This window comes from Streptomyces sp. 7N604, from assembly GCF_052245475.1.
Classification (GTDB): Bacteria; Actinomycetota; Actinomycetes; order Streptomycetales; family Streptomycetaceae; genus Streptomyces.
This window is the reverse complement of the sequence record NZ_JBQQBX010000005.1, coordinates 166,706-188,999: the sequence shown is the minus strand read 5'-3', so window position 1 is coordinate 188,999 and position 22,294 is coordinate 166,706. Positions and strand designations below refer to the sequence as shown.

General features: G+C 68.0%; 20 protein-coding genes and 1 pseudogene. 9 read left to right on the top strand and 12 right to left on the bottom strand.

The features are described 5' to 3' along the window. Window positions 1-17: 17 nt before the first annotated feature. Window positions 18-1,799, bottom strand: coding sequence for an ABC transporter ATP-binding protein (locus ACTWP8_RS07525; RefSeq protein WP_443321356.1), 1,782 nt, complete (start codon window positions 1,797-1,799; stop codon window positions 18-20). Then, window positions 1,796-3,640 (bottom strand): ABC transporter transmembrane domain-containing protein, encoded by a 1,845-nt coding sequence (locus ACTWP8_RS07520; protein WP_443321355.1) that lies wholly within the window; start codon window positions 3,638-3,640, stop codon window positions 1,796-1,798. The genes ACTWP8_RS07525 and ACTWP8_RS07520 overlap by 4 nt, the downstream gene beginning before the upstream one ends. A gap of 140 nt (window positions 3,641-3,780) precedes the next feature. Here ACTWP8_RS07520 and ACTWP8_RS07515 point away from each other — a divergent pair, with 140 nt between their 5' ends. Further along, the gene (locus tag ACTWP8_RS07515; protein ID WP_443321354.1) at window positions 3,781-4,548 is read left to right on the top strand and encodes a L,D-transpeptidase family protein; all 768 of its coding nucleotides are present in this window, start codon (window positions 3,781-3,783) and stop codon (window positions 4,546-4,548) included. A gap of 102 nt (window positions 4,549-4,650) precedes the next feature. Here the strand turns inward: ACTWP8_RS07515 and ACTWP8_RS07510 are convergent, their stop codons facing one another. Continuing rightward, a complete protein-coding gene (locus ACTWP8_RS07510; RefSeq protein WP_443321459.1) occupies window positions 4,651-5,028 on the bottom strand; it encodes a MarR family winged helix-turn-helix transcriptional regulator in 378 nt (125 codons plus the stop codon). Between the two features lie 241 nt (window positions 5,029-5,269). Between ACTWP8_RS07510 and ACTWP8_RS07505 the strand changes: the two genes are divergently transcribed. Then, complete coding sequence (locus tag ACTWP8_RS07505; RefSeq protein ID WP_443321353.1) at window positions 5,270-7,138, top strand: ABC transporter ATP-binding protein; 1,869 nt, start codon at window positions 5,270-5,272, stop codon at window positions 7,136-7,138. A 31-nt stretch (window positions 7,139-7,169) separates the two neighbouring features. On the opposite strand, the gene ACTWP8_RS07500 is transcribed toward ACTWP8_RS07505, so the two are convergent. Beyond that, on the bottom strand, window positions 7,170-8,282 hold the full coding sequence (locus ACTWP8_RS07500) for an NAD(P)-binding domain-containing protein (protein WP_443321352.1): 1,113 nt from the start codon (window positions 8,280-8,282) through the stop codon (window positions 7,170-7,172). 166 nt (window positions 8,283-8,448) lie between these two features. Here ACTWP8_RS07500 and ACTWP8_RS07495 point away from each other — a divergent pair, with 166 nt between their 5' ends. The 4 genes from ACTWP8_RS07495 (at window position 8,449) to ACTWP8_RS07480 (ending at window position 13,879) form a co-directional block, all read left to right on the top strand. Further along, window positions 8,449-8,871 carry a secondary thiamine-phosphate synthase enzyme YjbQ gene (locus tag ACTWP8_RS07495; RefSeq protein ID WP_443321351.1) on the top strand — a complete coding sequence of 141 codons (423 nt, stop codon included), beginning with the start codon at window positions 8,449-8,451 and terminating at the stop codon, window positions 8,869-8,871. Between the two features lie 63 nt (window positions 8,872-8,934). Beyond that, complete coding sequence (locus ACTWP8_RS07490; protein WP_443321350.1) at window positions 8,935-10,479, top strand: recombinase family protein; 1,545 nt, start codon at window positions 8,935-8,937, stop codon at window positions 10,477-10,479. Between the two features lie 291 nt (window positions 10,480-10,770). Beyond that, the gene (locus ACTWP8_RS07485) at window positions 10,771-11,433 is read left to right on the top strand and encodes a recombination directionality factor (RefSeq protein WP_443321349.1); all 663 of its coding nucleotides are present in this window, start codon (window positions 10,771-10,773) and stop codon (window positions 11,431-11,433) included. A 799-nt stretch (window positions 11,434-12,232) separates the two neighbouring features. Beyond that, on the top strand, window positions 12,233-13,879 hold the full coding sequence (locus ACTWP8_RS07480) for a TnsA endonuclease N-terminal domain-containing protein (protein ID WP_443321348.1): 1,647 nt from the start codon (window positions 12,233-12,235) through the stop codon (window positions 13,877-13,879). Between the two features lie 72 nt (window positions 13,880-13,951). On the opposite strand, the gene ACTWP8_RS07475 is transcribed toward ACTWP8_RS07480, so the two are convergent. After that, the gene (locus ACTWP8_RS07475; protein WP_443321347.1) at window positions 13,952-14,638 is read right to left on the bottom strand and encodes a hypothetical protein; all 687 of its coding nucleotides are present in this window, start codon (window positions 14,636-14,638) and stop codon (window positions 13,952-13,954) included. Window positions 14,639-15,277: 639 nt separating this feature from the next. Here ACTWP8_RS07475 and ACTWP8_RS07470 point away from each other — a divergent pair. The 3 genes and pseudogenes from ACTWP8_RS07470 to ACTWP8_RS07460 all read left to right on the top strand — a co-directional run. Next, window positions 15,278-15,406: a hypothetical protein gene (locus tag ACTWP8_RS07470; RefSeq protein WP_443321346.1), complete on the top strand. Its 129-nt coding sequence runs from the start codon at window positions 15,278-15,280 to the stop codon at window positions 15,404-15,406. Between the two features lie 172 nt (window positions 15,407-15,578). Next, the gene (locus ACTWP8_RS07465; RefSeq protein WP_443321345.1) at window positions 15,579-16,145 is read left to right on the top strand and encodes a hypothetical protein; all 567 of its coding nucleotides are present in this window, start codon (window positions 15,579-15,581) and stop codon (window positions 16,143-16,145) included. After that, window positions 16,146-16,544 (top strand): annotated as a pseudogene (locus ACTWP8_RS07460) (IS1634 family transposase); the annotation flags it as partial. A gap of 414 nt (window positions 16,545-16,958) precedes the next feature. Here ACTWP8_RS07460 and ACTWP8_RS07455 read toward each other — a convergent pair. From ACTWP8_RS07455 to ACTWP8_RS07425, 7 genes are all read right to left on the bottom strand, one after another. Beyond that, window positions 16,959-17,618: a hypothetical protein gene (locus ACTWP8_RS07455; protein ID WP_443321344.1), complete on the bottom strand. Its 660-nt coding sequence runs from the start codon at window positions 17,616-17,618 to the stop codon at window positions 16,959-16,961. Beyond that, the gene (locus tag ACTWP8_RS07450; RefSeq protein WP_443321343.1) at window positions 17,615-18,271 is read right to left on the bottom strand and encodes a hypothetical protein; all 657 of its coding nucleotides are present in this window, start codon (window positions 18,269-18,271) and stop codon (window positions 17,615-17,617) included. Before ACTWP8_RS07450 ends, ACTWP8_RS07455 begins: the two co-directional genes overlap by 4 nt. Next, window positions 18,264-18,644 (bottom strand): hypothetical protein, encoded by a 381-nt coding sequence (locus tag ACTWP8_RS07445; RefSeq protein WP_443321342.1) that lies wholly within the window; start codon window positions 18,642-18,644, stop codon window positions 18,264-18,266. Before ACTWP8_RS07445 ends, ACTWP8_RS07450 begins: the two co-directional genes overlap by 8 nt. A gap of 188 nt (window positions 18,645-18,832) precedes the next feature. Next, entirely contained in the window at window positions 18,833-20,110 is a 1,278-nt protein-coding gene (locus ACTWP8_RS07440; RefSeq protein WP_443321341.1) for a putative T7SS-secreted protein, read from the bottom strand. A gap of 47 nt (window positions 20,111-20,157) precedes the next feature. Next, complete coding sequence (locus tag ACTWP8_RS07435; RefSeq protein ID WP_443321340.1) at window positions 20,158-20,454, bottom strand: hypothetical protein; 297 nt, start codon at window positions 20,452-20,454, stop codon at window positions 20,158-20,160. A gap of 31 nt (window positions 20,455-20,485) precedes the next feature. Further along, the gene (locus ACTWP8_RS07430) at window positions 20,486-21,586 is read right to left on the bottom strand and encodes a hypothetical protein (protein WP_443321339.1); all 1,101 of its coding nucleotides are present in this window, start codon (window positions 21,584-21,586) and stop codon (window positions 20,486-20,488) included. Continuing rightward, window positions 21,577-22,215: a hypothetical protein gene (locus ACTWP8_RS07425; protein WP_443321338.1), complete on the bottom strand. Its 639-nt coding sequence runs from the start codon at window positions 22,213-22,215 to the stop codon at window positions 21,577-21,579. Before ACTWP8_RS07425 ends, ACTWP8_RS07430 begins: the two co-directional genes overlap by 10 nt. Window positions 22,216-22,294 lie beyond the last annotated feature (79 nt).

The following is a 22,294-nucleotide window of genomic DNA, read 5'->3' as shown; positions in this document are numbered from 1 at the left end:
TACGCCGTCCCCCCGCATCACCCGTGCCAGGAGCGCCAGAGCGCGGCGTACGCCCCGTCCGCTGCGACCAGCGCGTCATGGCTGCCGGACTCGCTGATCCGCCCGTCCTCCACGACCGCGATCACATCCGCGTCATGCGCGGTGTGCAGCCGGTGCGCGATCGCCACGACCGTACGGCCGTCCAGGACCCGGGCGAGCGACCGCTCCAGGTGCCGGGCCGCGCGCGGGTCGAGCAGCGAGGTCGCCTCGTCCAGCACCAGCGTGTGCGGGTCGGCCAGCACCAGGCGGGCCAGCGCGATCTGCTGCGCCTGCGCCGGCGTGAGCGCGAGGCCGCCCGAGCCGACCTCCGTGTCCAGGCCGTCGTCCAGCGATCGCGCCCAGCCGTCCGCGTCGACCGCGGTCAGCGCCGCCCACAGCTCGGTGTCCTGCGCGCCCGTGCGAGCCAGCAGAAGGTTGTCCCGCAGCGAGCCCACGAAGACATGGTGCTCCTGGTTGACCAGCGCCACATGCTCGCGCACTCGCTCCGCGGGCATCCGGGCCAGCTCCGCGCCGCCGAGGGTGACCTCGCCCGCCCGCGCCGCGTAGATACCCGCCAGCAGCCGGCCCAGGGTGGACTTGCCCGCGCCCGAGGGGCCCACCAGCGCCAGCCGCGTGCCCGGCCGGACATCGAGCGACACGCCGTGCAGGACGTCGGCGCCCGTGCGGTAGCCGAACCGCACCTCGTCGGCCCGGACGTGCCGGCCGTCGGGCGAGACCCGGCCGTCGGTGTCCCCGGCCTCGATCTCGCGCACCCCTACCAGGCGGGCCAGCGACACCTGTGCCACCTGGAGTTCGTCGTACCAGCGCAGGATCATCCCGACCGGCTCGACCAGCATCTGCGCGAGCAGGGCGCCCGTCGTCAGATCTCCGACCGTCATCCAGCCCTGCAGCACGAACGCTCCGCCGATCATCAGCACCGAGCCGAGGATCAGCACGTGGGCGGCGTTGATCACCGGGAAGAGGACCGTGCGCAGCCACAGCGTGTAACGCTCCCAGGCCGTCCACTCGCGGATCCTGCGCTCCGACAAGGCGGTCCGGCGCCTGCCGAGCCGGTGCGCCTCGATGGTGCGCCCGGCGTCCACGGTCTCGGTGAGCGCCGCGGCCACCGCCGCGTAGCCCGCCGCCTCGGAGCGGTACGCGGCGGGGGCCCTGCGGAAGTACCAGCGGCAGCCGACGAGCAGCACCGGCACCGCGACCAGCACGGCCGGCGCGAGCGGCGGCGCCGCCACCCCGAGCGCGCCGAGCAGCAGCCCGGCCCACACCACGCCGATGGCCAGCTGCGGTACGGCCTCCCGCATCGCGTTCGCCAGCCGGTCGATGTCGGTGGTGATCCGCGACAGCAGGTCGCCGGTCCCGGCCCGCTCCAGCACGCCGGGCGGCAGCCCCACGGACCGTACGAGGAAGTCCTCGCGCAGATCCGCGAGCATCTCCTCGCCGAGCATCGCGCCGCGCAGCCGCACCAGCCGCACGAAGGCGGTCTGGACCGCGAGCGCCACCGCGAACAGCGCGACGGTGCGCTCCAGACGGAGGTCCCGGGCTCCGTCCGCCAGGCGCTCCACGAGGCCGCCGAGCAGGTACGGGCCGACCATGGACGCGATGACCGCGACCGCGTTCACCGTCACCAGCAGCGTGAAGGCACGCCGGTGCCGCCGCAGCAGCTCGCCCACGTAACGGCGCACCGTCGCGGGCGAGCCGACCGGCAGCGTCGCCGCCGTCTCCGGTGCCGCGGGGTCGTACGCCGGTGGCGCTACGCCGATCATGCCGACTCCTCGATTCCTGCCATGGGTGTCACGCCGGTCAATCCGGCCCGGCCGGTCTCCCGTTCGCGCTGTTCCTCGTCCGTCTCCCGGGTGACGACAGCCCGGTAGGCGGCGTTGCCGCGCAGCAGCTCGCGGTGCAGGCCGACCGCGGCCACCTCGCTCTCGGGCACGAACGCCACCCGCTCGGCCCGGCCGAGCAGCAGCGGACTCGACGCGAACACGACGGTCGTACGGCCCGCGCGGATGCGGTGCAGCCCGTCCGCGATCCGCGCCTCGGTGTGTGCGTCGACGGCGCTCGTCGGCTCGTCGAGCACCAGCACCTCCGGGTCGGCGACCAGCGAGCGCGCCAGCGCGAGACGCTGCCGCTGACCGCCGGACAGCGACCTCCCGCGCTCGGTGATCCGCGTCCGCATCGGGTCGCCCCCCTCTTCACGATCGTCTGCGGCACCGGCGGAGGACTGCACGAGCGCGTCCAGCACGTCGCCGCACTGGGCCGCGGCCAGCGCCTCGTCGCGCGACACCGCGCCGGACGACGGGATGTCGAGCAGCTCGGCCAAGGTCCCCGAGAGCAGCACCGGGTCCTTGTCCTGGACGAGCACCGCGGCCCGCGCCGCCTCCAGCGGCACCTCGTCGAGCGCCACGCCGCCGAGCAGAGCCGAGGGCGCGCTCTCGCCGTCCGCCGGCAGCGGGGCGTGGCCGCCGAGCCGGTCGGCCAGCCGCCCGGCCGCGTCCGGATCGCCGCACACCACGACCGTCAGCCGTCCCGCGGGGGCCAGCAGCCCGCTCTCGGGGTCGTACAGGTCGCCGGTCAGCGGCTCCTGCGCACAGCCGGCCTTCTCGGTCGTGGTGCGCCGCAGGCCCAGCACCCGCGCGGCCCGCTTCGCCGAGGGCCGGGAGAAGGAGTACGCCATCGCGATCTCCTCGAAGTGCCGCAACGGGAACAGCAGAAAGGTGACTGCCCCGTAGACGGTGACCAGTTCGCCGACCGCGATCCGGCCGTCCAGGGCGAGCCCGGCGCCGTACCGGACCACGGCGATCAGCAGCAGACCGGGCAGCACCACCTGGACGGCGCTGATCAGCGACCACATCCTGGCGCTGCGCACCGCCGCCCTCCGCACCTCCTGCGAGGCCCGGCGGTAGCGGCTCAGAAACAGCTCCTCGCCGCCGATGCCGCGCAGCACGCGCAGCCCCGCGACCGTGTCCGAGGCGAGCTCGGTGGCCCGGCCGGCCTTCGCCCGCTGCTCGTCGGCGCGGCGCGTGGCGCGCGGCAGCAACGGCAGTACGGCCAGGGCGAGCACCGGCACGCCGATGGCCACGACACCGCCCAGCGCGGGCTCGTACACCACCAGGGCCACGCAGACGGCCATGGTCGTGACGGCGGCCGCGGCGAAGCGCGAGAGGGCCTCGACGAACCAGCCGATCCTCTCCACGTCGCCCGTCGACACCGCGGTGATCTCGCCTGCCGCGACCCGCCGGGTCAACGCGGCGCCCATCTCGGCCGTTTTGCGGGCGAGCAGCTGCTGTACGCGGGCCGCGGCGGTGATCCAGTTGGTGACGGCGCTGCGGTGCAGCATGGTGTCGCCGAGGGCGATCAGCGTGCCCAGCACGGCGATCAGCCCGCCGGCCAGTGCGAGTCGCGCGCCGGAGCCGTCGACGACGGCCTGCACCGCGATGCCCACCGCGGCGGGGAGCAGGGCGACACCGGACATGTGCAGCGTTCCCCACAGCAGAGCTTTGAGCTGGCCGCCCAGCTGCTGCCTGCCCAGCCACACCAGAAAACGCGGGCCGGACCGGGCGTCCGGAACGCCTGGATCGGGATACGGAAGATCACGAATCTGCATGACGTCCCAGGGACCGTTCTTGTCGATTTCGTCGTATTCCTTGCTGAGCCGTGCAAGGTTCGCGCCGGTCGACCGTCCGAATCAACCGATTTTTCTGGCCCACCGTCACCGCGGCGTAACGGGATGGGACCATGGGGTCCATGCACATTTCGGGGACTTTGCGGGCAGTGGCCGTTGCCGCGGCGGGCATCGCGCTCCTCGCGGGCTGCGGCGGATCGGGCGGCGGCAGCGGCGGCGGGGAAGCGCGGCACGACGACGCGGGCACGCGGCACGGCGCCCGGGGCGCACGACCCACTCCAGGCGCCGCGCCCGCCTCCGGCCTGAAGCGCATCCCGGACGTGGGGGAGCGGCTCCGCTCGCGGATCCCGGCGGCGTCGCGGCAGGTCCTCGCCGTGTACGGCCGGGGCGCCGACTCCGCGGAGTCCACCGTCGTGCTGTGGACCCGGCGTGGCAACACCTGGGACGGTACGCACAGTTGGGCCGCGCACAACGGCAAGCGCGGCTGGACCACGGACCACCGCGAGGGCGACAAGCGCAGCCCCGTCGGCGTCTTCACGCTCTCGGACGCGGGCGGCGTCCTGCCGGACCCGGAGCCCGGCGCCGGGCTGCCGTACGACCAGTCGCCCGGATACGCGGCGCCGCACTACTGGCCCAGGACCCACTGGCACGACTTCGACTACGTCATCGCCATCGACTACAACCGCGTGAAGGGCACGTCGCCGAACGACCCGACCCGCCCGCAGGGCCAGTCCAAGGGCGGCAGCATCTGGCTGCACATGGACCACGGCAGCGGCACCTCGGGCTGCGTGAGCCTCCCCAAGTCCGCGATGGAGTACCTGCTCCGGACGCTGGAACCGGCCCAGCACCCGGTCGTGGTCATGGGCGACACGGCCCACCTCGGGGCCTGAACCGCGCCAGCCCGCGGGCCCGAAGCGCCTGGCTGCCGGCGCCTGAAACGCTCGGCCGCGGGCCCTGCGGCCCGCCGCGCCTGTCTCCCCGGGCGACGGCGCTCAGCGGGTGTCCGGCGCGCCCACCAGGTCCGCGAGGAGCTCGCCGAGCACCTTGCGCTGATCCGCTGTCAGGGGGGCCAGAATGTCCTCCGCGGCGGCCCGGCGCGCCGCGCGCAGCGCCTTGAGCGCTCCCCGTCCCTCGTCGGTCAGCTCGATGCGCACCACCCGGCGGTTGACCGGATCGGGCACGCGGCGCACGGATCCGTTCGCCTCCAGCGCGTCCACCAGCGTCGTGACGGCCCGCGGCACGACCTCGAGCCGCTGGGCCAGATCGGCCATCCGCGGCGGCTCCGGGAAGTGGGTCACGGTGCGCAGCAGCCGGGACTGGGCGGGGGTCAGCCCGAGCGGCTCCAGATGCCGCTTCTGCGCGCGGTGCATCCGCCGGGTGAGCCGCAGCAGCTGCTCGGCGAGCGGACCGTCGGTGTCGGGCCCGGACCTGTCGGGCCCGGACCTGTCTGGGCCGGACAGGTCGTGGCCGGAGCCGTCGTGGCCGGAACTGTCGTGGGAGGAGCGCATGTCCGCGAGAATAGCAGGACAGAGTTCATTGTGAATATAGGTAACAATGAGCTAGGCTCTCTTCGTCACTGCCGAACCAAGACGAATCCGCCCGTAGGAGCCCATGCATCCCGACGGACCCGACTGGACCCCACCGCCCCCCGACCCCGAACAGCCCGCCCAGGTGCGGCGGATCCTCCGGCTCTTCCGCCCCTACCGCGGCCGCCTCGCCGTCGTGGGGCTGCTGGTCGCCGCCTCCTCGCTGGTCACCGTGGCCTCGCCGTTCATGCTGCGCGAGGTGCTCGACACCGCCATCCCCCAGGGCCGTACGGGGCTGCTGAGCCTGCTCGCCCTCGGCATGATCGCCGCCGCGGTCGTGAGCAGCATCTTCGGCGTCCTGCAGACCCTGATCTCGACCACCGTCGGCCAGCGCGTGATGCACGATCTGCGCACCGCGGTCTACGCCCGCCTGCAGCGCATGCCGCTGGCCTTCTTCACCCGCACCCGCACCGGCGAGGTGCAGTCCCGCATCGCCAACGACATCGGCGGCATGCAGGCCACCGTGACCTCCACCGCCACCTCGCTGGTCTCGAACCTCACCAGCGTGGTCGCCACCGTCGTCGCGATGCTCGCCCTGGACTGGCGGCTGACCGCCGTCTCGCTGGCCCTGCTGCCGCTGTTCGTCTGGATCAGCCGCAGGGTCGGCCGCGAGCGCAAGAAGATCACCTCGCAGCGGCAGAAGCAGATGGCCGCGATGGCCGCCATCGTCACCGAGTCGCTGTCCGTGAGCGGCATCCTGCTGGGCCGGACCATGGGCCGGGCCGAATCCCTGACCAAGGCATTCGCCGACGAGTCCGAGCGCCTCGTCGACCTCGAGGTGCGCTCCAACATGGCGGGGCGCTGGCGGATGTCCGTCATCGGCATCGTGATGGCCGCCATGCCCGCCGTCATCTACTGGGCCGCGGGGGTGGCGCTGCAACTGGGCGGCCCCGCCGTCTCGCTGGGCACCCTGGTCGCCTTCGTCTCCCTCCAGCAGGGCCTGTTCCGGCCCACGGTCAGTCTGCTGTCCACGGGCGTGCAGGTGCAGACCTCGCTCGCGCTCTTCCAGCGCATCTTCGAATACCTCGACCTCCGGGTGGACATCACCGAGCCCACCGAGCCGGTGCGGCTGGAGAAGGTGCGCGGCGACGTCCGCTTCGAGGATGTGCACTTCTCCTACGACGCCGGTGCCGAGGCCCACGCGGGCGGTGCCGCGACGCTCGGCGGCATCGACCTCGCCCTGCCCGCCGGCGGAAGTCTCGCCGTCGTCGGGACCACCGGTTCCGGGAAGACCACGCTCAGCTATCTGGTGCCCCGGCTCTACGATGTGACGAGCGGTCATGTCCGGCTGGATGGAGTGGACGTGCGGGACCTGGACTTCGACACCCTCGCCCGCGCGGTCGGCGTCGTCTCCCAGGAGACGTATCTCTTCCACGCCTCCGTCGCCGACAACCTCCGCTTCGCCAAGCCCGATGCGACCGACGGCGAGATCGAGGCGGCGGCGAAGGCCGCGCAGATCCATGACCACATCGCGGGCCTGCCCGACGGGTACGACACGCTGGTCGGCGAGCGCGGCTACCGCTTCTCCGGCGGCGAGAAGCAGCGCCTGGCGATCGCCCGCACCATCCTGCGCGACCCGCCGGTCCTCATTCTCGACGAGGCCACCAGCGCCCTCGATACCCGTACCGAGCAGGCGGTGCAGCAGGCCATCGACGCCCTGTCCGAGGGCCGGACGACGATCACCATCGCCCACCGGCTCTCCACGGTCCGCGGGGCGGACCAGATCGTCGTGCTCGACGGCGGGCGCATCGCCGAGCGCGGGACGCACGAGGAACTGCTCGCCCTGGACGGCCATTACGCGGCGCTCGTCCGCCGCGACGCGGAACTAGCCGACCAGGCGGGGGAACGGGAGCCCCTTCCGGAGCGCGACCCGGTGGGTGTCCTCGGCCAATGAGGTCCAGCGCGATGGCCTGGAATGCCGAGTGTCACGCGGACACGGCAAGCGAGCCAGGCAAGGGAGGCACGTCAGGCACCGCAGTCCGCTCGTCGTGCTCGAGCAATGCCTGGATCTCGCGGACCGCGGCGCGCCCGAAGCGGTTGGCGCCGATGGTGCTTGCCGACGGACCGTAGCCCACCAGGTGGACGCGCGGATCACGGACCGCCCGCGTGCCCTCGACGCGGATGCCGCCGCCCGGCTCGCGCAGCCGCAGCGGCGCCAGATGGCCGACCGCCGCCCGGAACCCGGTGGCCCACAGGATCGCGTCCGCCGCGACCGTACGGCCGTCCGCCCAGACCGCCCCCTCCGGAGTGATCCGCTCGAACATCGGCAGCCGGTCCAGCACACCGCGCTCCCGGGCCTGCCGCATCGCCTCGGTCATGGGCAGCCCGGTCACCGACACCACGCTCTGCGGCGGCAGTCCGCTCCGCACCCGCTCGTCGACCAGCGCGACGGCAGCCCGCCCGCGGTCCTCGTCGAACGGGCCCTCGCGGAAGGCCGGCGGGCGCCGAGTCACCCACGTGGTCTCCGCCGCCACCTCCGCGATCTCCATGAGGTGCTGTACGGCCGAGGTGCCGCCGCCGACGACGATCACACGCAGGCCCGCGAAGTCCTGCGGCCCCCGGTACTGGGCGGTGTGCAACTGCCGCCCGCGGAAGGTCTCCTGGCCGGAGTAGCGGGGCCAGAAGGGCCGGTCCCAGGTGCCCGTGGCATTGATCAGCGCGCGCGTGGCCCAGGATCCGGCCGAGGTCTCGACCAGCAGCCTGCCGCCCCCGCGCTCCCGTACCGCCCTCACGTCCACCGGTCTGCGCACCCGCAGACCGAAGGTGCGCTCGTACGAGTCGAAGTACGTGCCGATGACCTCCGCCGAGGGCCGGGTGTCGTCGGCCCCGGTCAGCTCCATGCCCGGTAGGGCGTGCATGCCGTGCACCCTGCCGTAGGTGAGCGTCGGCCAGCGGAATTGCCAGGCGCCGCCGGGCCGCGGCGAGTGGTCCAGAACCACGAAGTCCCGGTCCGGCTCGTAGCCGGTCCGCCGCAGGTGATACGCGCTGGACAGCCCCGCCTGCCCAGCCCCTATGACCACGACCTCGACGTTTCGCACCCCGCTGTCCTTCACGCCTCTGCCAACTCGCCGGGAAGCGGGAATCTTCCCGTCCGCCCCTGGGAGCCTTCAGCGCCCCCCGCCACCAGCAGCGGCCCCCCCCACGCACGGTCAACGGCGTCCCGACACGCGGACGCGTATCCCGTGCCTGGGCCAGGATGGAGGTATGTCCGATGCCTTCACCACCCGCATGATCGACGTCGCCACCGGATCCTCCGAGACAGTGCACGACCTGACCGCGGTCTGCGCGGACTTCCTGCGCGAGGCGGCGGGCGGCCGCGACGGGCTGCTCAACGTTTTCGTACCGCACGCAACCGCCGGCGTCGCCCTGATCGAGACCGGCGCGGGCAGCGACGACGACCTGCTGACTGCGCTGCACCAACTGCTGCCCGCCGACGACCGCTGGCAGCACCGGCACGGCAGTCCGGGGCACGGGCGGGACCACGTCCTGCCCGCGATCGTGCCGCCGCACGCGACGCTGCCGGTCGTCGGCGGACGGTTGCAGCTCGGCACCTGGCAGTCCGTATGCCTCGTGGACACCAACATCTCTAATGTCAACCGTCAGGTTCGACTGAGCTTCCTGGGTTGATCAAGATCGTCCTGGGTGCGGCCGCCAATTCTCCTTACGCTGCGTGCGAAACAGGAGAAGGCGTTGCGCGGTACGGACCCGAACATAATCGAACGACCCTACGACGGATGCGGGAGGTGCCTGCTCGGCGTGCGGCGGCTGTCCCGCATGAAGGCAGCCACTACCTCTCCGGAGCGCCAGCGCGGGGACGTTCTGACGGCCGCCGCAGCGGTTGACGGGCATATCATCGGCTGGGCTGACGACTGGGAGGTCTCAGGGGCGACGGACCCGATGACCCGGCCGAAGCTGGGCCCGTGGCTCCGCGATGAGAAGGGCCCGTACGACGGTCTCGTTGCCGCGGCTGTCGACCGACTCGGCCGCAACGTCGTTGACTGCCTGAACACGGGCTACAAGATGCGCGACGAGGGCAAGCTGCTCGTCACGTACGGTCACGACGGCCCGTGGAATCTGGACGACCAGACCGACGAGAACCGCTTCACGATGGAGGCGTGGGGCGCGCAAATGGAGCTGCGTGCCATCCAGCGTCGGAACCGCCATGCCACTGTCAAGACACGGGCGGCTGGTCGGCCGAAGGGGAAGCCCTCCTACGGGTTCCGGTACGTGCGTGTCGCGATGGGTGGCAAGATTGATCACGTAGAGCTACACCCGCACGCCTCGACCGTGATCAGGCTGGTCGCTCGCCGGATCCTGGCTGACCCCGAACGCGTCACCCCCAGCAGCGAGGCTGCCCGCCTGACCCGCGCTGGGGAACTGTCGCCAGCTGATCACTTGGCTGTCATGTACGGCAAGCCGACACGTGGTCGACCGTGGCAGCCGACGAGTCTGAAGGACATCCTTTTGTCTGAAGCGGCTCTGGGCTACCTGATGCATCAGGGCAAGCCCGTCATCGATCAAGAGGGAAACCCCGTACGTCTCTGCGAGGGCTTGTGGGACCGGGCAACCCATGAGGCCCTGAAGCGGGCCCTCGCTCCCCGCAAAACGCCATGGGTCGGCCGCCGAACGAACCGCGACTACATGCTCACAGAGGTGGCGCTGTGCGGGCAGTGCCACAACCGGCTATACACACAGACCTCCTCCAACGCGCCGCCGCGGTATGTCTGCACCGTCCGGAACAAGGGATGGGTGAGCGCCAAGGACTGCCGTCCCGCGCCGCTCATCCGGGCCCATATTTTGGATGCACGAGTAGAGGAATGGTTTCTGCAAACGTTCGGTGACGGCATGATTTTCGAGACGGTCTACGACCCGGGAAATGGAGTGCCAGAGCGCATGGCTGAAATCCGAGCGAACCGGGAGAGGCTTAGGGCTGACCGAGAGGCTGGGTTGTACGACGCGCCCGACGATGCCGCTTGGTTTCGGGAGCGCTACGCCGCGATGGGGCAGGAGCTGGCGGCGCTTGAAGTCGAGCCGCAGCGCTCACCGGGCATGGTCCGTCGGCCGACCGGCGAGACCGTTGCGGACCGCTGGGAGAAAGCGCCGGACGTCCAGGCTCGCAAGGAGATCCTTCTGGACTTCGGTGTGAGGGTGACTCTCTTTCCCACTAACGCAGCCGTGCGCTGGGTGGCCGGCGTAATTCATGGTCCCGAACGAGACCCGGCGGGGATCTCATAAGGATACGCACCGCCATGGCCGCCGCTTGTCCTGCGATCATGCTGTATTGATCACCGGCGTCGGTCTGCAGCAGTAGGTGCGAGGCTGACCGCGGTGCACTGCGCGAGAATCGATGGTTGAGGTGCCGGCCATGCAGATTCGCTCGCACCAGCACCCTGTTCGCTGGTCAAACGGTTTCGAGACGCAGTATCTGACCTTTGATGCGCCCTCTACACGAGAATCCCGGCACGGCCAAACGCGAGATTCCGACGATCCTGAGAAGATCTGTCTCTTGAGCGTGGGAGCGCTGGTATGGCTGAAGATCACGGATGGGGTGAACCCGTCGGTCAATTGAGGGCGGAAGAAGTAAGCAACGGGCGATCGGTGGCGCTACCTGCGTGGTTGCTGACCACCAGGAGCAGGGAAGTCGCCGAAATTCTTGCTCAGTTGTATGCGGGAAAGGCTCGGGACTGCCGGCGGCAGGGGGTGATCTTTGAGATCTTGCTCCATAAGGACAGCATCGTGGTGAATGTTGATAGCAACGCATTCATGACGAATCGTATGGTTTTGAGGGATGGGCAAGACTGCATACATGTCTGCGATGGATCAAAGTATCTTGAGCCGATGCCAGAGGTGGGTGCTCCCTGCGGATGCTCCGCTGATATCTTCGAACGGAAGGCGGCAGCAAGGTCGGGAAGCGGGCCAAAGCCGGATGCTCGCCTCACCTTTCGCCTAGCAGCCGTCCCGGAGGTCGGTGCTTTGTCATTTGCTTCATCATCCTGGGAGTTCTCCGAATCGTTGGGGCTGGTGTCTCGAGAGATGGAACGAGTCGGCGGACCGGTGCAGTTGATGCTGAGCCTTCAGGAGAAACGACTTGCAACGAGGTCTGGATTGGATGTCACCTTTACTCGTCCAGCGGTGACGGTCGTACGAAAATTCCCAGCAGTGAAAGGTGGCGTGTGCCTCGCTGCCTGATGCAGGATGGAGGCTTTCCCTCTGGATCGACGTTCCCGAAACCATGCTGTTGCATATCCGATCATGCGTCGGCCACATTGCAAAGATCCCTCGAGGGATTTTCGCGGCGGAGGGCGATAGACCCCGGCGTACAGCTCGACTCGTCTGCTGCCACCTGCGCATTTGCCTAGGAAAGGGCCTCTGACTTGCGTCGGAGGCCCTTCCTGACCTTTCAGAGGCTTGCCGCGTCAGGCCGCGAAAGTCCCTCGGAAGTCCCTCAGACAGCGCTGAAAGTCCCTGAAAAGTCCCAGGAGCAGAGGGGCGGGCGAGGCCTCCGAGCTGGTTCGGATCATTGGGCACATGGCGCTGTTGCCCTATGCGTGGCACTGCAACTGCCGCGAGGCTGGACGTGGTCTGTGGTGGAGTAGAACTGCAGGCCAAGGCAGACGAGTAGCCGTAACCGCGGGGGGAGAGTGTGCAGGATCAGGCGCCCGAATCGAGGCAGGGCCGCTCGTGGAGCGAAAGGGAGGACGCCCTGCTTGTTGACGGTGTACGGGAGGGGCTCGCTCTGCAGGAGCTCGCCGAGAGGCATGGTCGCTCGACGGGTGCCATCCGCGCTCGCGTGACACGTCTCGTTCCCCAGCCGGGCCCGGCCGATGATGAGGCGCTGGAGTGGCTGAGGGCTCAGCTAGCCGTGGATCCCGCGTACCCGTGGCAGAGCGTGTTGGACGAACGCCGCCGTGAGCGGCGCGAGCGCGGGGAGCGTGACCACCGCATTCCCACCTCCGGTACGCCAGCGAGTCCCGGCGCGGTCGCCGAAGTGCTGGCCGACTGGCAGGAGGTGACCGGTCACGTGCTGCGTCCTGAGCGCCGCGAGGTCTTCGTCGCCCGGCAGGTGGTGAATGACCTGGCGACCGTGACCGCTCCTGTGCGGCAGGCTGCCGCTCGGCGTCTGTGGCAGGACAGCGCGCGGCTGCTGCTGGACGACTGGCTGCTGGAGTGCCTGTGCCCGGGCGCTGTGGGCCTGACAGGTGACTGGACTCTCATTGCTGAGCGCGACGCCGACACGGTACTCGTATTGCGCGAGCTCGCTGCCGTGGCGGTGGGAGAGATTCCCGTCGAGCGGGACCGGGAGATCATGTCCCGTCGGCTCGGCCTGCACGATCAGCCGGCCCAGCCGCAGGAGAAGGTGGCAGAGGCTCTCGGCGTCTCCCGCGAACGGATTCGGCAACTGCAGACGAGGGCGCTCCGCGGCATGGTGAACACAACCGCTCCGGCCTCGCGGAAACTCCTCAAGCTGCTGACCGATCTGAGCTGCGTGGACAACGTGCCGCCAGATTCAGGACCTTCGCCTGATGAACGTCTGCTCGACCTGGCAGAGGTCTTACTGCCCTCGGTAGCGCCGAGGCAGGCGGTGCCGCTGCTCGCCCGCCTGGCTGGCGCCCACAAGGTGCGGGCGGACAACCTGGCGGCCGAGGCCATGACGCTACGCACCCTGCGCTACGACGCCTTCCGCCGCGAGGCCGCGCGACAGGGCCGTATCGAGCGCGCTACCCAACGCTGGGCGGCACTGGCGGCCGAAGTCACATGGTTCGGGGCGCCCGAACCGGCCCCACCGCGCGAGGAACTGGAAGCGCTCCGCGAGATGGACGCCGACGATGGGCGCTCCGGGGTGTGGCACTGTCCGAAGCTGGGCCGGGACGTGGCATACGAGTCGGACACCGAGCTGCGGGTGATCCAGCTGCTCAGTTTCGCCGAGCAGATCGCGTACTACCAGGAGCAGCCCTTCGCCGTCAGCTACCAGTTCGCCGGGCAACAGCGCACCTACTACCCGGATCTGCTTGTGGCCACCACCGACGGACGCTGCATCCTCATCGAAGTCAAACCCGTCTACGAAATGGCCATCGCCATCAACGTCGCCAAGTACTGTGCCATGGAGAAGTTCTGCCGCGACCGGGGCTGGGGCCTCGTCGCCACGGACGGCAACCGCACTCGCAGCCTCCTTGAGAACCAATCGGTCGATCCGCGTCTGGACGCCGCGCTCAGTGCCGCCCTCGACGAGCATGGAGAACTGACGTGGCCCCAGGTAGGCGCCGCTGCCGGATCCATGCCACTGGACTCCATGGACCTCGCAGCCCTGATCCTCAGGCGCGGTTGGGTGTGGCACACTCGCCCCTACCGGCTCCGCGCCGGCACGCAGACCAACACCTCCAGCAGTCTGTCGGAGTCTGCCGCGCCCATGCTCCCCGTCCCTGCACTGAACCCTGGTCCAGGTCCTGTCTCGTCGTGCACTACGGGCAGCGTGATCCCCTCTCCGGATGACATCGAGGTTGCCCGCACTCCCGCAGGCGGCTGGCCCCGGGACCAACTTGCTGTCTGGGGCGTTCCCTGGCCCCCGCCCAAGGGCTGGAAAAAGAAACTCATCGACCAGTGGAAGGCCGAGCAGCGACATAAGCGGCCAGGCTGATCACTCCTACCGCCCCGACGGGAACTTCGTAGCAGTCGGCAGCGAGTCCCCGAGCCGGCAGAGAGGATCGCTCTACGGCGCGCTGTGGGCGCTGTACCGCTGAGCAGCGTGTTCTAGGAGTTTGAGGCAGACCGTAGCCAGGAATTCAAGTTGTTCGTCGTCGACCACAAAGCCGATCAAGTAGCCGTCGGCCGTGGGGGTAGCGCTGCGGGGCTCGGAAGCGCGGAGGTTGGGCCACATGCGGCCGTGGGCGAAGCCAGAGGCTACGCGCCACGCTGCCCGCGTCCGCTCAGGATCGAGTCCGGCAGTCGAAGCTGCGGCAAAGATGATGTCGCCAGTGCTCGGCCTGGGCAGCTTGGGGAGCCCTAGGTTGCTGGCGAGTTGCTTGATCTCTTCATACCGCTGACGACCGGTCTTCTCCCTGGGACCTGTAACGACGTGCTTGACATCGGCCTCATGCTGGGCGCGGTTACGAAAGTCTTCGGCCCACAAGGTGAGCGCACGATGCTGGCGCTCGGCTCGGTCCTTGCCGTCCAGCAGCCACACAGCCGTGGCGAAGTTCTCCTGGACAGCGCGCAGTAGGGTCCACGGACTATACGGATCGATCTGCCGCGCAACGACCACAAGCTTGGTCAGGGCTTCCACATGCATCAGCCCTGCTGAGAATGAGGAACGGATGAACTTGGTGGCGCCCCACGACGTCAGCTGTCGGTCGTCTGCCGCCAGGCTGCTGCGTGCCGCCGGCTCAGGCAACAGCATGAAGTGCTCCTCGGCCCTATACGCCGCCACGGCGTTGAAGAGTGGGGCCAGGTAGGAGACATCCTCGTGCCCCGTCTCGGAAGTGCCCAAGCCTGTGGGTCATCGCCGCCTGAGCTTGGGGATCAGGTCGTCTACTGGAAGGTAGTGCAGGGCGACGGACGGGGTCGTTGAGTGCACGGCGCGATCATGATCGGTCATCATGAACCTGGCATGTATGTTTGAACGCTGACAAAGTTCGGAGCGGTACGTGATTCCGATGCGCACCCGCCCCCGACCGCTCTTCAGCGGCCTTCGACGCTTCGCCGGACGAGGCCACCGGCAGCCGCGAAGTCTTCTGGGAGCGAATCCACAGCTCCAGATGGCCGGTACCCAGATAGCCGATCTTGCGTACGTCACGGGCGAAGCCTCGGCCAGCTCTACCGTGTCGGGGTCGTCGACCGCAAGCCGGACCACGAGGGTGTGGCTGCGCGGCTGGAAACGGGCGGTGGCGACGTTCTTGATCCGCTGGTAGGCGACGTAATGCAGCTGGAACTCCTTCGGGTGCGGCTCTTGTGACGGAAAGGGTTGAGCTGGGAGAGCGCTGATCCGGGTGTGTGCGGGTCCCGTTCGTCTCTACCGTGACGGTGGAGGAGGTGGCGGATGGGCTCATTATTCGAGGAGTTGGAGGCTCGCGAGGTAGCCGCCCGGGTACGGGTGGAGAAGCTGGAAGCCGAGCTCGCCGAGTTGGTGCTTGCCGAGATGACGCCAGAGGACGTCCCTGCGCTGTAGGCGGCGGAGGTTGTGAAGCCTTCCGGTTGCTTGTAGGGCGCGTCCGAGGAGTCACCAGTGCCGCGCGTGGCGGAATCACATACTTCGCTGGGCTCCGGTCGGGAGGATGGGAGAACCGTTTGACTACGCGATCGGGACCTCTATGAGTCTGTCGGGACAGATACTTCCGCTGGTGGGCGTTGCGCTGGGAGCTGTCACGTCGTTCCTGGTGAGCAACTTGAACGACCGGGCACGGTGGCGGCGTGAGCAGTCCGTGCGCTGGGACGAGCGGCGCCTGGACGCCTATGCTGAGTACATCCACGCGGTCAAAGAGCTCGCTGGCCGCTATCAGAGCATCGCTGCGGGCCGCGGGCTGGTGACCGGTCCCGCGCCGCTGGAGCTCACCGCGGAGGTGCACGCCGAGCTCGGTGCGGCTGAGGCCCGCCGTTCCGCGCTGTCGGAGACCTGCGCGCTGTTGGGAGACACTGACACGAACACTGCGTCCAAGACGCTGAACCATTGCCTGTGGCGGTTGGAGCACCTGGCGCGGGGCGTGCCCACGGAAGCCGAACAGAGCTGGGAAAATGCGTACTTGGAGTTCAGAGACGCACAGCGCCAGTATATCGAGTACGCACGGGCCAGTCTGGGTGTGACCGGTCCTGCCAACCGGGACGTCACCTGGCCCTCGGCCTGGCGCCCACGAGTCGATCGTCCCAGGCCGAGTGATGAGTCCGGACCCGATTCGCGGCGGGAGCCATAGGCCGAATGCGCCCTGCGCGAGCACCCCAGCCTGGGGCGCTGGCTCAAGCAGCTCCCCGCGAGCGGCCGACTCTCGATCGACCGGGCGAAAGTCAGGGCCGAGGCCAACCTGGATGGCAAGTACCTGCTGGCCACCTCGGACCCGGATCTGACCCCTGGAGACGTCGCGCTCGGCTACAAGTACCTGCTGGAGAACTCGCCTTCCGCACCATGAAGAAACACCCTCAACCTGCGTCCCGTCTATCACCGTGTCGATGAGCGCATCCGCGCACGTGCTGTGTGCTGGCTGGCCATGCTGCTGGTCCGCCTCACCGAACGCAGCACCGGTCAGACCTGGCGCATCGTCAGGAACGAGCTCGCCCGCCTACACTGGGTCAACCTCACCGGCCCCGCCGGTCAGGGAGCGTGGCACACGCCCCTTCACCTGCGCACTGCCCGAAACCCAGCTCAACCCGTGATCACGGACACTTACATACCACCAGCTGCCGAATTCGGGTGCCTGCCCGACGGCCACCCGCCCAGCCCTAACTTCGCAGCAAATTGATGTGTCGGTGAGCTCGAAGAGCGCATCCGCGGTGTTGAGACACTCGTAGAACTCGATCCGAAAGCGGGACAACACGCCCAACGACTCGACGACGGCGGCATCCACCGGAAGACTCAGCACAGCGGCCGTTCTGTGAGTGTCGACGGTCCCTGGTCATCGACGTACTGCCTGTACTCCAGCGCACCGCAATCGCTCGTCGGCGGCGCTTCCCCGCCGTTCCTCCGATCCTCCGACCTCACACCGTCACGACATCAACTCCGAAGTGCCTTTCTAGGACTCCAGGTCCGGTGACGTCTCGTCCACCGGTTCCAAGTCCCAGATCCGGATCTCGATCTTGTGCGTGAGCTTCTCGATGTCGTCGGCAGCCTGCATGATCTGCGCGATGTCGTCCGTAGCGGTCCACAGCACGACATCCGTTCCGAGTTCGTCGTCGCGCCAGGCGTACCTCAGTCCCGCCAGGACGTCAGCGGCGTCGTCCTCACGTACGTACCGGAAGACCCGCACCCCCTCACCGAGTTCCTCCGTCCGGTGCGTCTCGACGACCGGAGGCTCAACCGCGTCCGGATCATCCGCCCGGACCAGAGCACGCAGCGTCTCATCGCGCTCGCCCTGCGACGGTTCGACGGAGGCGAAGAGCGGCAGCGGCATGCTCAGCGGGTCTCGCACGTACAGTAGCCCTCGCGTGGCGAAGTCCTCCGGTGCGAAGGAATCGGCACAGCGCCGCAATGTACCGGCGAGGAACGGGACTCCGGACCGGCCCGGATCCTTACCGTGCGAGCTCCACAGCAGCGTGGCGGACTCGTGCGCCCAGGCGTCGATGTCCTGCCAGGTCTCCGTCTCCCACCGTGGAGGGATCTCCAGCCACAGGGTCGGGTCGTAGTCGATGTCGAGGTCGAACTCGTGGTCCAGTTCTACCCGGTTGTCGGTCATGCCCAGCTCCAACGGAAAGTCGTCATCAGCGCGTCGAACCACTCGACCAGGGCGTCGGCAAGATCGTCGCGCGGGTCCCCGGCCCCGATGGTGGAGAAGGCTGCCACGAACCAGCGTCCGGGGTCGCCGGGCACGGACACGAAGTAGTCGACTCTGCGGCTGGCCAGCTCGGCCCCGCGGTCCGCCGCCGGAGGCGCGACGCGTTCCCGGCGGACCGCCAAGGCGCCGTCGACCTCACCGCTGCTCACATCCATGTCGGCGGCTCTGTCGCCGGAGACCAACTGCAGGGCGGTCTCCGCCGGATCGGACACGTGGGTGGTGGTGCCGTTCGAATCTGTGCGCGTGGGGAGCAACGCCTCGGAAACGATGATCGACGCACCGAGATTCGTCTCTCCCGACAGCCGTATCGGCAGGTACATCTCCAGCGCCTTAGCCTTCCGTGCGTCGGCTACGGCTGCCCGCAGTCTGCGCTCAAGCTCGAGTCGGAGCGGAGTCAGCTTGTCGCGCGGTACATCCGCCGGTATGCGGGTGAAGGCCGAGGTGACGATGGAGCGTACGGCCTCCTCTGGTTCTCCCTGCCGCAGCGGGACCTGCACCCAGTCCGACGGCAGGAGCAGACGATAGCCGGTGGGGGAAGAAGTCGGCTCAACCACGGGTGCGGGCCCGCCTGTTTGTGTACCAGATGCCCGCGAAGACAGCGACGCTGAAGACCAGGGCAGGCAAGAGCAACCAGATGCCCTCGATCGCGGCGCCAACGACAGCCATGAAGAGGTAGAGGCCGCTGAGGATCTTCAGGTCGGACTCCAGCGTCGCGCCCCTGCCTCTGATCTCCGGATCCCAGAATCGGAACAGCACTAGCAGGGGTGTGGATGCCGCGATGTCGGTCCACCAGGTGGGCACGGGAACCTCCCACCCCCACAACGTCGCGTCTCTCAGCGCGGGCAGGAACCACAGAAGGGTGAGCGCAACCACGGTGACGAGCGCGTAGCGCATCCTCGCCGCAAGTTTGAAGATCTTCTCGTCCACCTGACCGACCGCTGTTCGATCGGCACCGACGGCACCTGGAACACCGCTCGTCTCTGCCGCACCAGGAGACCGTCTGGACAGACGAGGGTGATGGGATCCTGATGCGCGGACACGCCCCCGCGCCTGGCGTGCCTTCTGGGCCCGAGCGCTGTCGGTGTCTCCCGACCCGTGCTTGACCGCCTTGAACCTCACCATTGTGACCCCACTACACCCGCTCCGGGCGCTGTCATGTGCCCCTTGGCATTCACGTACGTGTTCGAGAACTCGTCGCCGACCCTGCCGCCGAGGTCAAGCACGGTACTCCCTCCCCAGGATGCCCGGGCAACTCCCAGGTGACGACCCGCTTCGGTGGCCGCAGTGCCCAGCCGCGGGTTGTCGGGGTACTGGTTTCGCCAGCGGCGAATGTCCTTCACGTGCTTGGATGTACCCCTGTCGCCAAGGGCGAGGAGCTTTTCCTTCCTCGTCAGCTGCGGCAGGGGCTCATCGCGTACTTGCCTGCCGGCGGCACGTCCCGTCGCGTTCTCCCGCGCCCGGTGCGCGCGAGCAAGCCGACCGCCGCCCCTTCTGCTGGCCGCATTGGCACGCATGGCCTGTCGCGTCGCCTTCGTTTTGGCGAGCCCTTGCGAGACCGTGCGGGCCTCCTTCTGCAAGCCCTTGACGGCCTTGGCCGCCTTGATGCCGTTGCGTGCCATTTTGAACGCCGCGACATCGGTGAGGACGTCGAACCAGGAACCGTTGCCTGTCAGTGCCTGAATCGCGTGGATCCCCATGACGATTGCGGTGAGGAACCCGGCCAGAACGCCGACCGCCGGGAAGAAGATCGCGATGATGCCGAGCACGGTGGTGATGTCACTCAAATACTCGGCCAGGTTCCCCAGCCAGTCAGCACCTGCCAACGCCTTGAGGTCGTTCCACCAGCTGTCCTCCAGGTCGTCGTCGACCGACGACCGGATCTTGCCGGCCCAGTGATCCGCCCGATCGCCGTAGAACGTCACGGCCGAGTTCAGCTTCCGGCGCGCCTCTTCCAGATCGTCCTCGGCCCGTTTGACCGCCGGGTCGTCACTCGGATCGCTCGAATCCCCCTTGCCGGAGTCCTTCCCCGCACCCTCGCCTTTGTGGCGGTTGAGAACACGCTGGGCGTCCTTCGCGTCATCCAGCGCCCGGTCCGCCTTCTTCTGGGCGGTCTCCATGTCGTCCGCCCAGCCACCCAGGTGCCCCTTCACCTCGCGGTAGCGGTCCTCGGCAAGGTCCAGCCTGCGCGACAGTCCACGTGCCTTCTCAGCAAGCTCGTCCGCGTACTTGCCCTTCAGACCATCGCTGTCGGCGATCGCCTCCATCGCGGCGGCTTGCGTACGCAGCTTCTCGGCCACCCGCTTCATGTGGTCGACTTCGTCCCGGATTCCCTCCGGGTCGCCCGGCACGGGATCGGTCTCGGCGAGCGGTGCCCAGTCAGCGGGCCGCGCCATGGATGTTCCCCCCTGAAGAGTCGTCAGTCTGCCAGCGCCCTTCGACGCTATTTCTTGCCCTTGGTGGCCTTCGCCAGGTCGACGTCGAGGTCCTTGAAGGCGTCACGGGTCGCCCTGACCATCTTCCCGACCTCTTCGATCTCCTTCACCAGCCGCTTGCGGTTGTCGTCCCAGTTGTCCACAAAGTCACCCATGGCTTTCTGGACACGGCTGTCACCGAGCAGGGACTTGATGTCCTGCTTCCAATCCTCCAGCCCGTTGAACTCGGTGCGGATCTGACGAAGCTGCTTGGCGCTCGTCTCCAGCAGCTCATAGTCGACCTGGAGGTCCGATCCCTTCGACATGCTCGCCCCCTCGTACGTCGAGTGTTACTGGTCAGCGGTTGATCGCCTGGACCTCTTGAACAGTGACGTCCTCGGTGGTCTCGAAGGTGCCGTCGGGCAGGTCTCCGCCGGTGCCGCCCGATCCCTTCCAGGAGATCTTCCAGGTGACCGAGGCCTTCAGCTCGTACGGACCGGAATTCGACGTGGCGCGGAGATAGGTGACGCCGCAGGGCGGGGTCTTCTCGGCGTTTCCCTTGGTGTACCGGGTGCCGATCTTGCCGTTCTGGATGGGGCATTCGCCGGAGGCCGGGTGGACTTGGGCGTCCTCGGTGCCCGGGTCGAGGTGGAGGGAGACCGGCTCGGCTTCAGTGGTGGCAGAGAGCTCCTGGCCGTCGCCCATGTCGATGGAGGCGGTGACCTCGACTGGCTTGAACTTCGCCCCGTCGAGCCACATCCAGGTGGGGAGGTTGACCGTGCTCTCCCCCTCCGGGCTCATCTCGATCTCGGTATCGGGAACCTTGATGGAGTCGTAAGCGTATTCGGCGAGAACTTTGGGCGAAATGGCTTCGGGTGCTGAAGCTTCACCATTTTCGACCCAGAAGATGTTCTTGCCGCAAGGCCTTTTGACGCTGTCATACTCGTTCTGCCGGTTAGGGTTTACGACCCCTTGCCACCACATACCCTCGCCTTGCTTGTCGAGGTTGTAGTTCTTGGAGCTCTCGGTGCCGTCTCCGAAAGCGTTCTCATCATTCCCGTACTGCCGCTTCACAGTCCGCATGTCCCAATAACTGTGGATGGCCGTCAGGGCCATCCCCCTGCCTCGTTTCTCCAGATCCTCGAGGTTCTCCTTGAACTCCTTCGGCGTCATGGCCGGCTCGTACCAGCAGATCGGAGGAGTCCAGTTAGTGTTGATCGGGGTGAGATTCCCGTCGCCTACCTTGCCATTGGGCGTGCTGACTTTGACCCGCGTGGCGGCAGCGGCCTCAAGTGATCCGGAACCATTCGAGGTACCTTGGGTTTTGTCGGCCCGGTTGTTCGAGTCACTTCCGTTGCCGATAGGGCCCGCGTGGGCCGTGGGGGCGACGATGGTGAGGAGGGCCGAGACTGCCGCGGTCAGGGCCACTGACCAGGCGACCTCTTTGTTCATGAACATGCGCCCCGGTTCCCTTCCAGCGCTGCTGCCTTCCAGACGCCTTCTGAGTCCTTTTGGAGGAGGGTCACGTATTGAACAAAATTACTACCGGTGGCCGAGTCGTCGACCTTTCCAGTTTTTCGGTTCTTGGAGGCCCCGCCACTTTCGTCGGAGCAATAGATGAGCTCTGCGGCTCGGTCTCCCTTTCGGACCTTTACCACGGGGTCGAAGTATCGGATGGTTCCGGTGATCGTCAGATCGTTTTCCTTGAATCCTGAAATCCAGTCCTTCGTGTCCTTGAGGGCGTCGGAGGAGTGGTAGAAGGCCACGTTCGGGGAGTTCGGGTTCGGTGGGTTCTGGAGGATAGCTTCGTTGACGGCGCGAACGCCTTCCCTGCCGTCGTTGAGGATCGTCTGGATCCGGGGGTCTTCGTCGGTCCATTCCTCGAAGTCCATCTTGAGGGTCTTGGGGACTTCGATTTTGGGGCGGTTGGCGTTACTCGCTGGGGGCTGGGAGGAACTGTGTGAGTTGTCAGCCTCGTCCGCGCCCTTGATCTTGTCGTCCGGGCCGGAGTCGCTGCTGCACCCGGTAAGGAGCAGTGCGGTGGTTGCGGCAAGCGCCGCAACCGCGGGCAAAGAACGGCGGTTCACTCGTAACTCCCGGTGGTGGGGCGAGGGTTGTCTCAGGTAGACCGACGCTATCGGTGGTGCGCGCGGTTTCGCCAACGCC

Excerpts from the sequence above, each read along its gene's own strand:
- ACTWP8_RS07525 (WP_443321356.1), bottom strand. The coding sequence starts at position 1,799 with ATGATCGGCGTAGCGCCACCGGCGTACGACCCCGCGGCACCGGAGACG.
- ACTWP8_RS07520 (WP_443321355.1), bottom strand. The coding sequence starts at position 3,640 with ATGCAGATTCGTGATCTTCCGTATCCCGATCCAGGCGTTCCGGACGCC.
- ACTWP8_RS07515 (WP_443321354.1), top strand. The coding sequence starts at position 3,781 with ATGCACATTTCGGGGACTTTGCGGGCAGTGGCCGTTGCCGCGGCGGGC.
- ACTWP8_RS07510 (WP_443321459.1), bottom strand. The coding sequence starts at position 5,028 with ATGCACCGCGCGCAGAAGCGGCATCTGGAGCCGCTCGGGCTGACCCCC.
- ACTWP8_RS07505 (WP_443321353.1), top strand. The coding sequence starts at position 5,270 with ATGCATCCCGACGGACCCGACTGGACCCCACCGCCCCCCGACCCCGAA.
- ACTWP8_RS07495 (WP_443321351.1), top strand. The coding sequence starts at position 8,449 with ATGTCCGATGCCTTCACCACCCGCATGATCGACGTCGCCACCGGATCC.
- ACTWP8_RS07485 (WP_443321349.1), top strand. The coding sequence starts at position 10,771 with ATGGCTGAAGATCACGGATGGGGTGAACCCGTCGGTCAATTGAGGGCG.
- ACTWP8_RS07475 (WP_443321347.1), bottom strand. The coding sequence starts at position 14,638 with ATGCTGTTGCCTGAGCCGGCGGCACGCAGCAGCCTGGCGGCAGACGAC.
- ACTWP8_RS07470 (WP_443321346.1), top strand. The coding sequence starts at position 15,278 with ATGGGCTCATTATTCGAGGAGTTGGAGGCTCGCGAGGTAGCCGCCCGG.
- ACTWP8_RS07455 (WP_443321344.1), bottom strand. The coding sequence starts at position 17,618 with ATGACCGACAACCGGGTAGAACTGGACCACGAGTTCGACCTCGACATC.
- ACTWP8_RS07440 (WP_443321341.1), bottom strand. The coding sequence starts at position 20,110 with ATGGCGCGGCCCGCTGACTGGGCACCGCTCGCCGAGACCGATCCCGTG.
- ACTWP8_RS07435 (WP_443321340.1), bottom strand. The coding sequence starts at position 20,454 with ATGTCGAAGGGATCGGACCTCCAGGTCGACTATGAGCTGCTGGAGACG.
- ACTWP8_RS07430 (WP_443321339.1), bottom strand. The coding sequence starts at position 21,586 with ATGTTCATGAACAAAGAGGTCGCCTGGTCAGTGGCCCTGACCGCGGCA.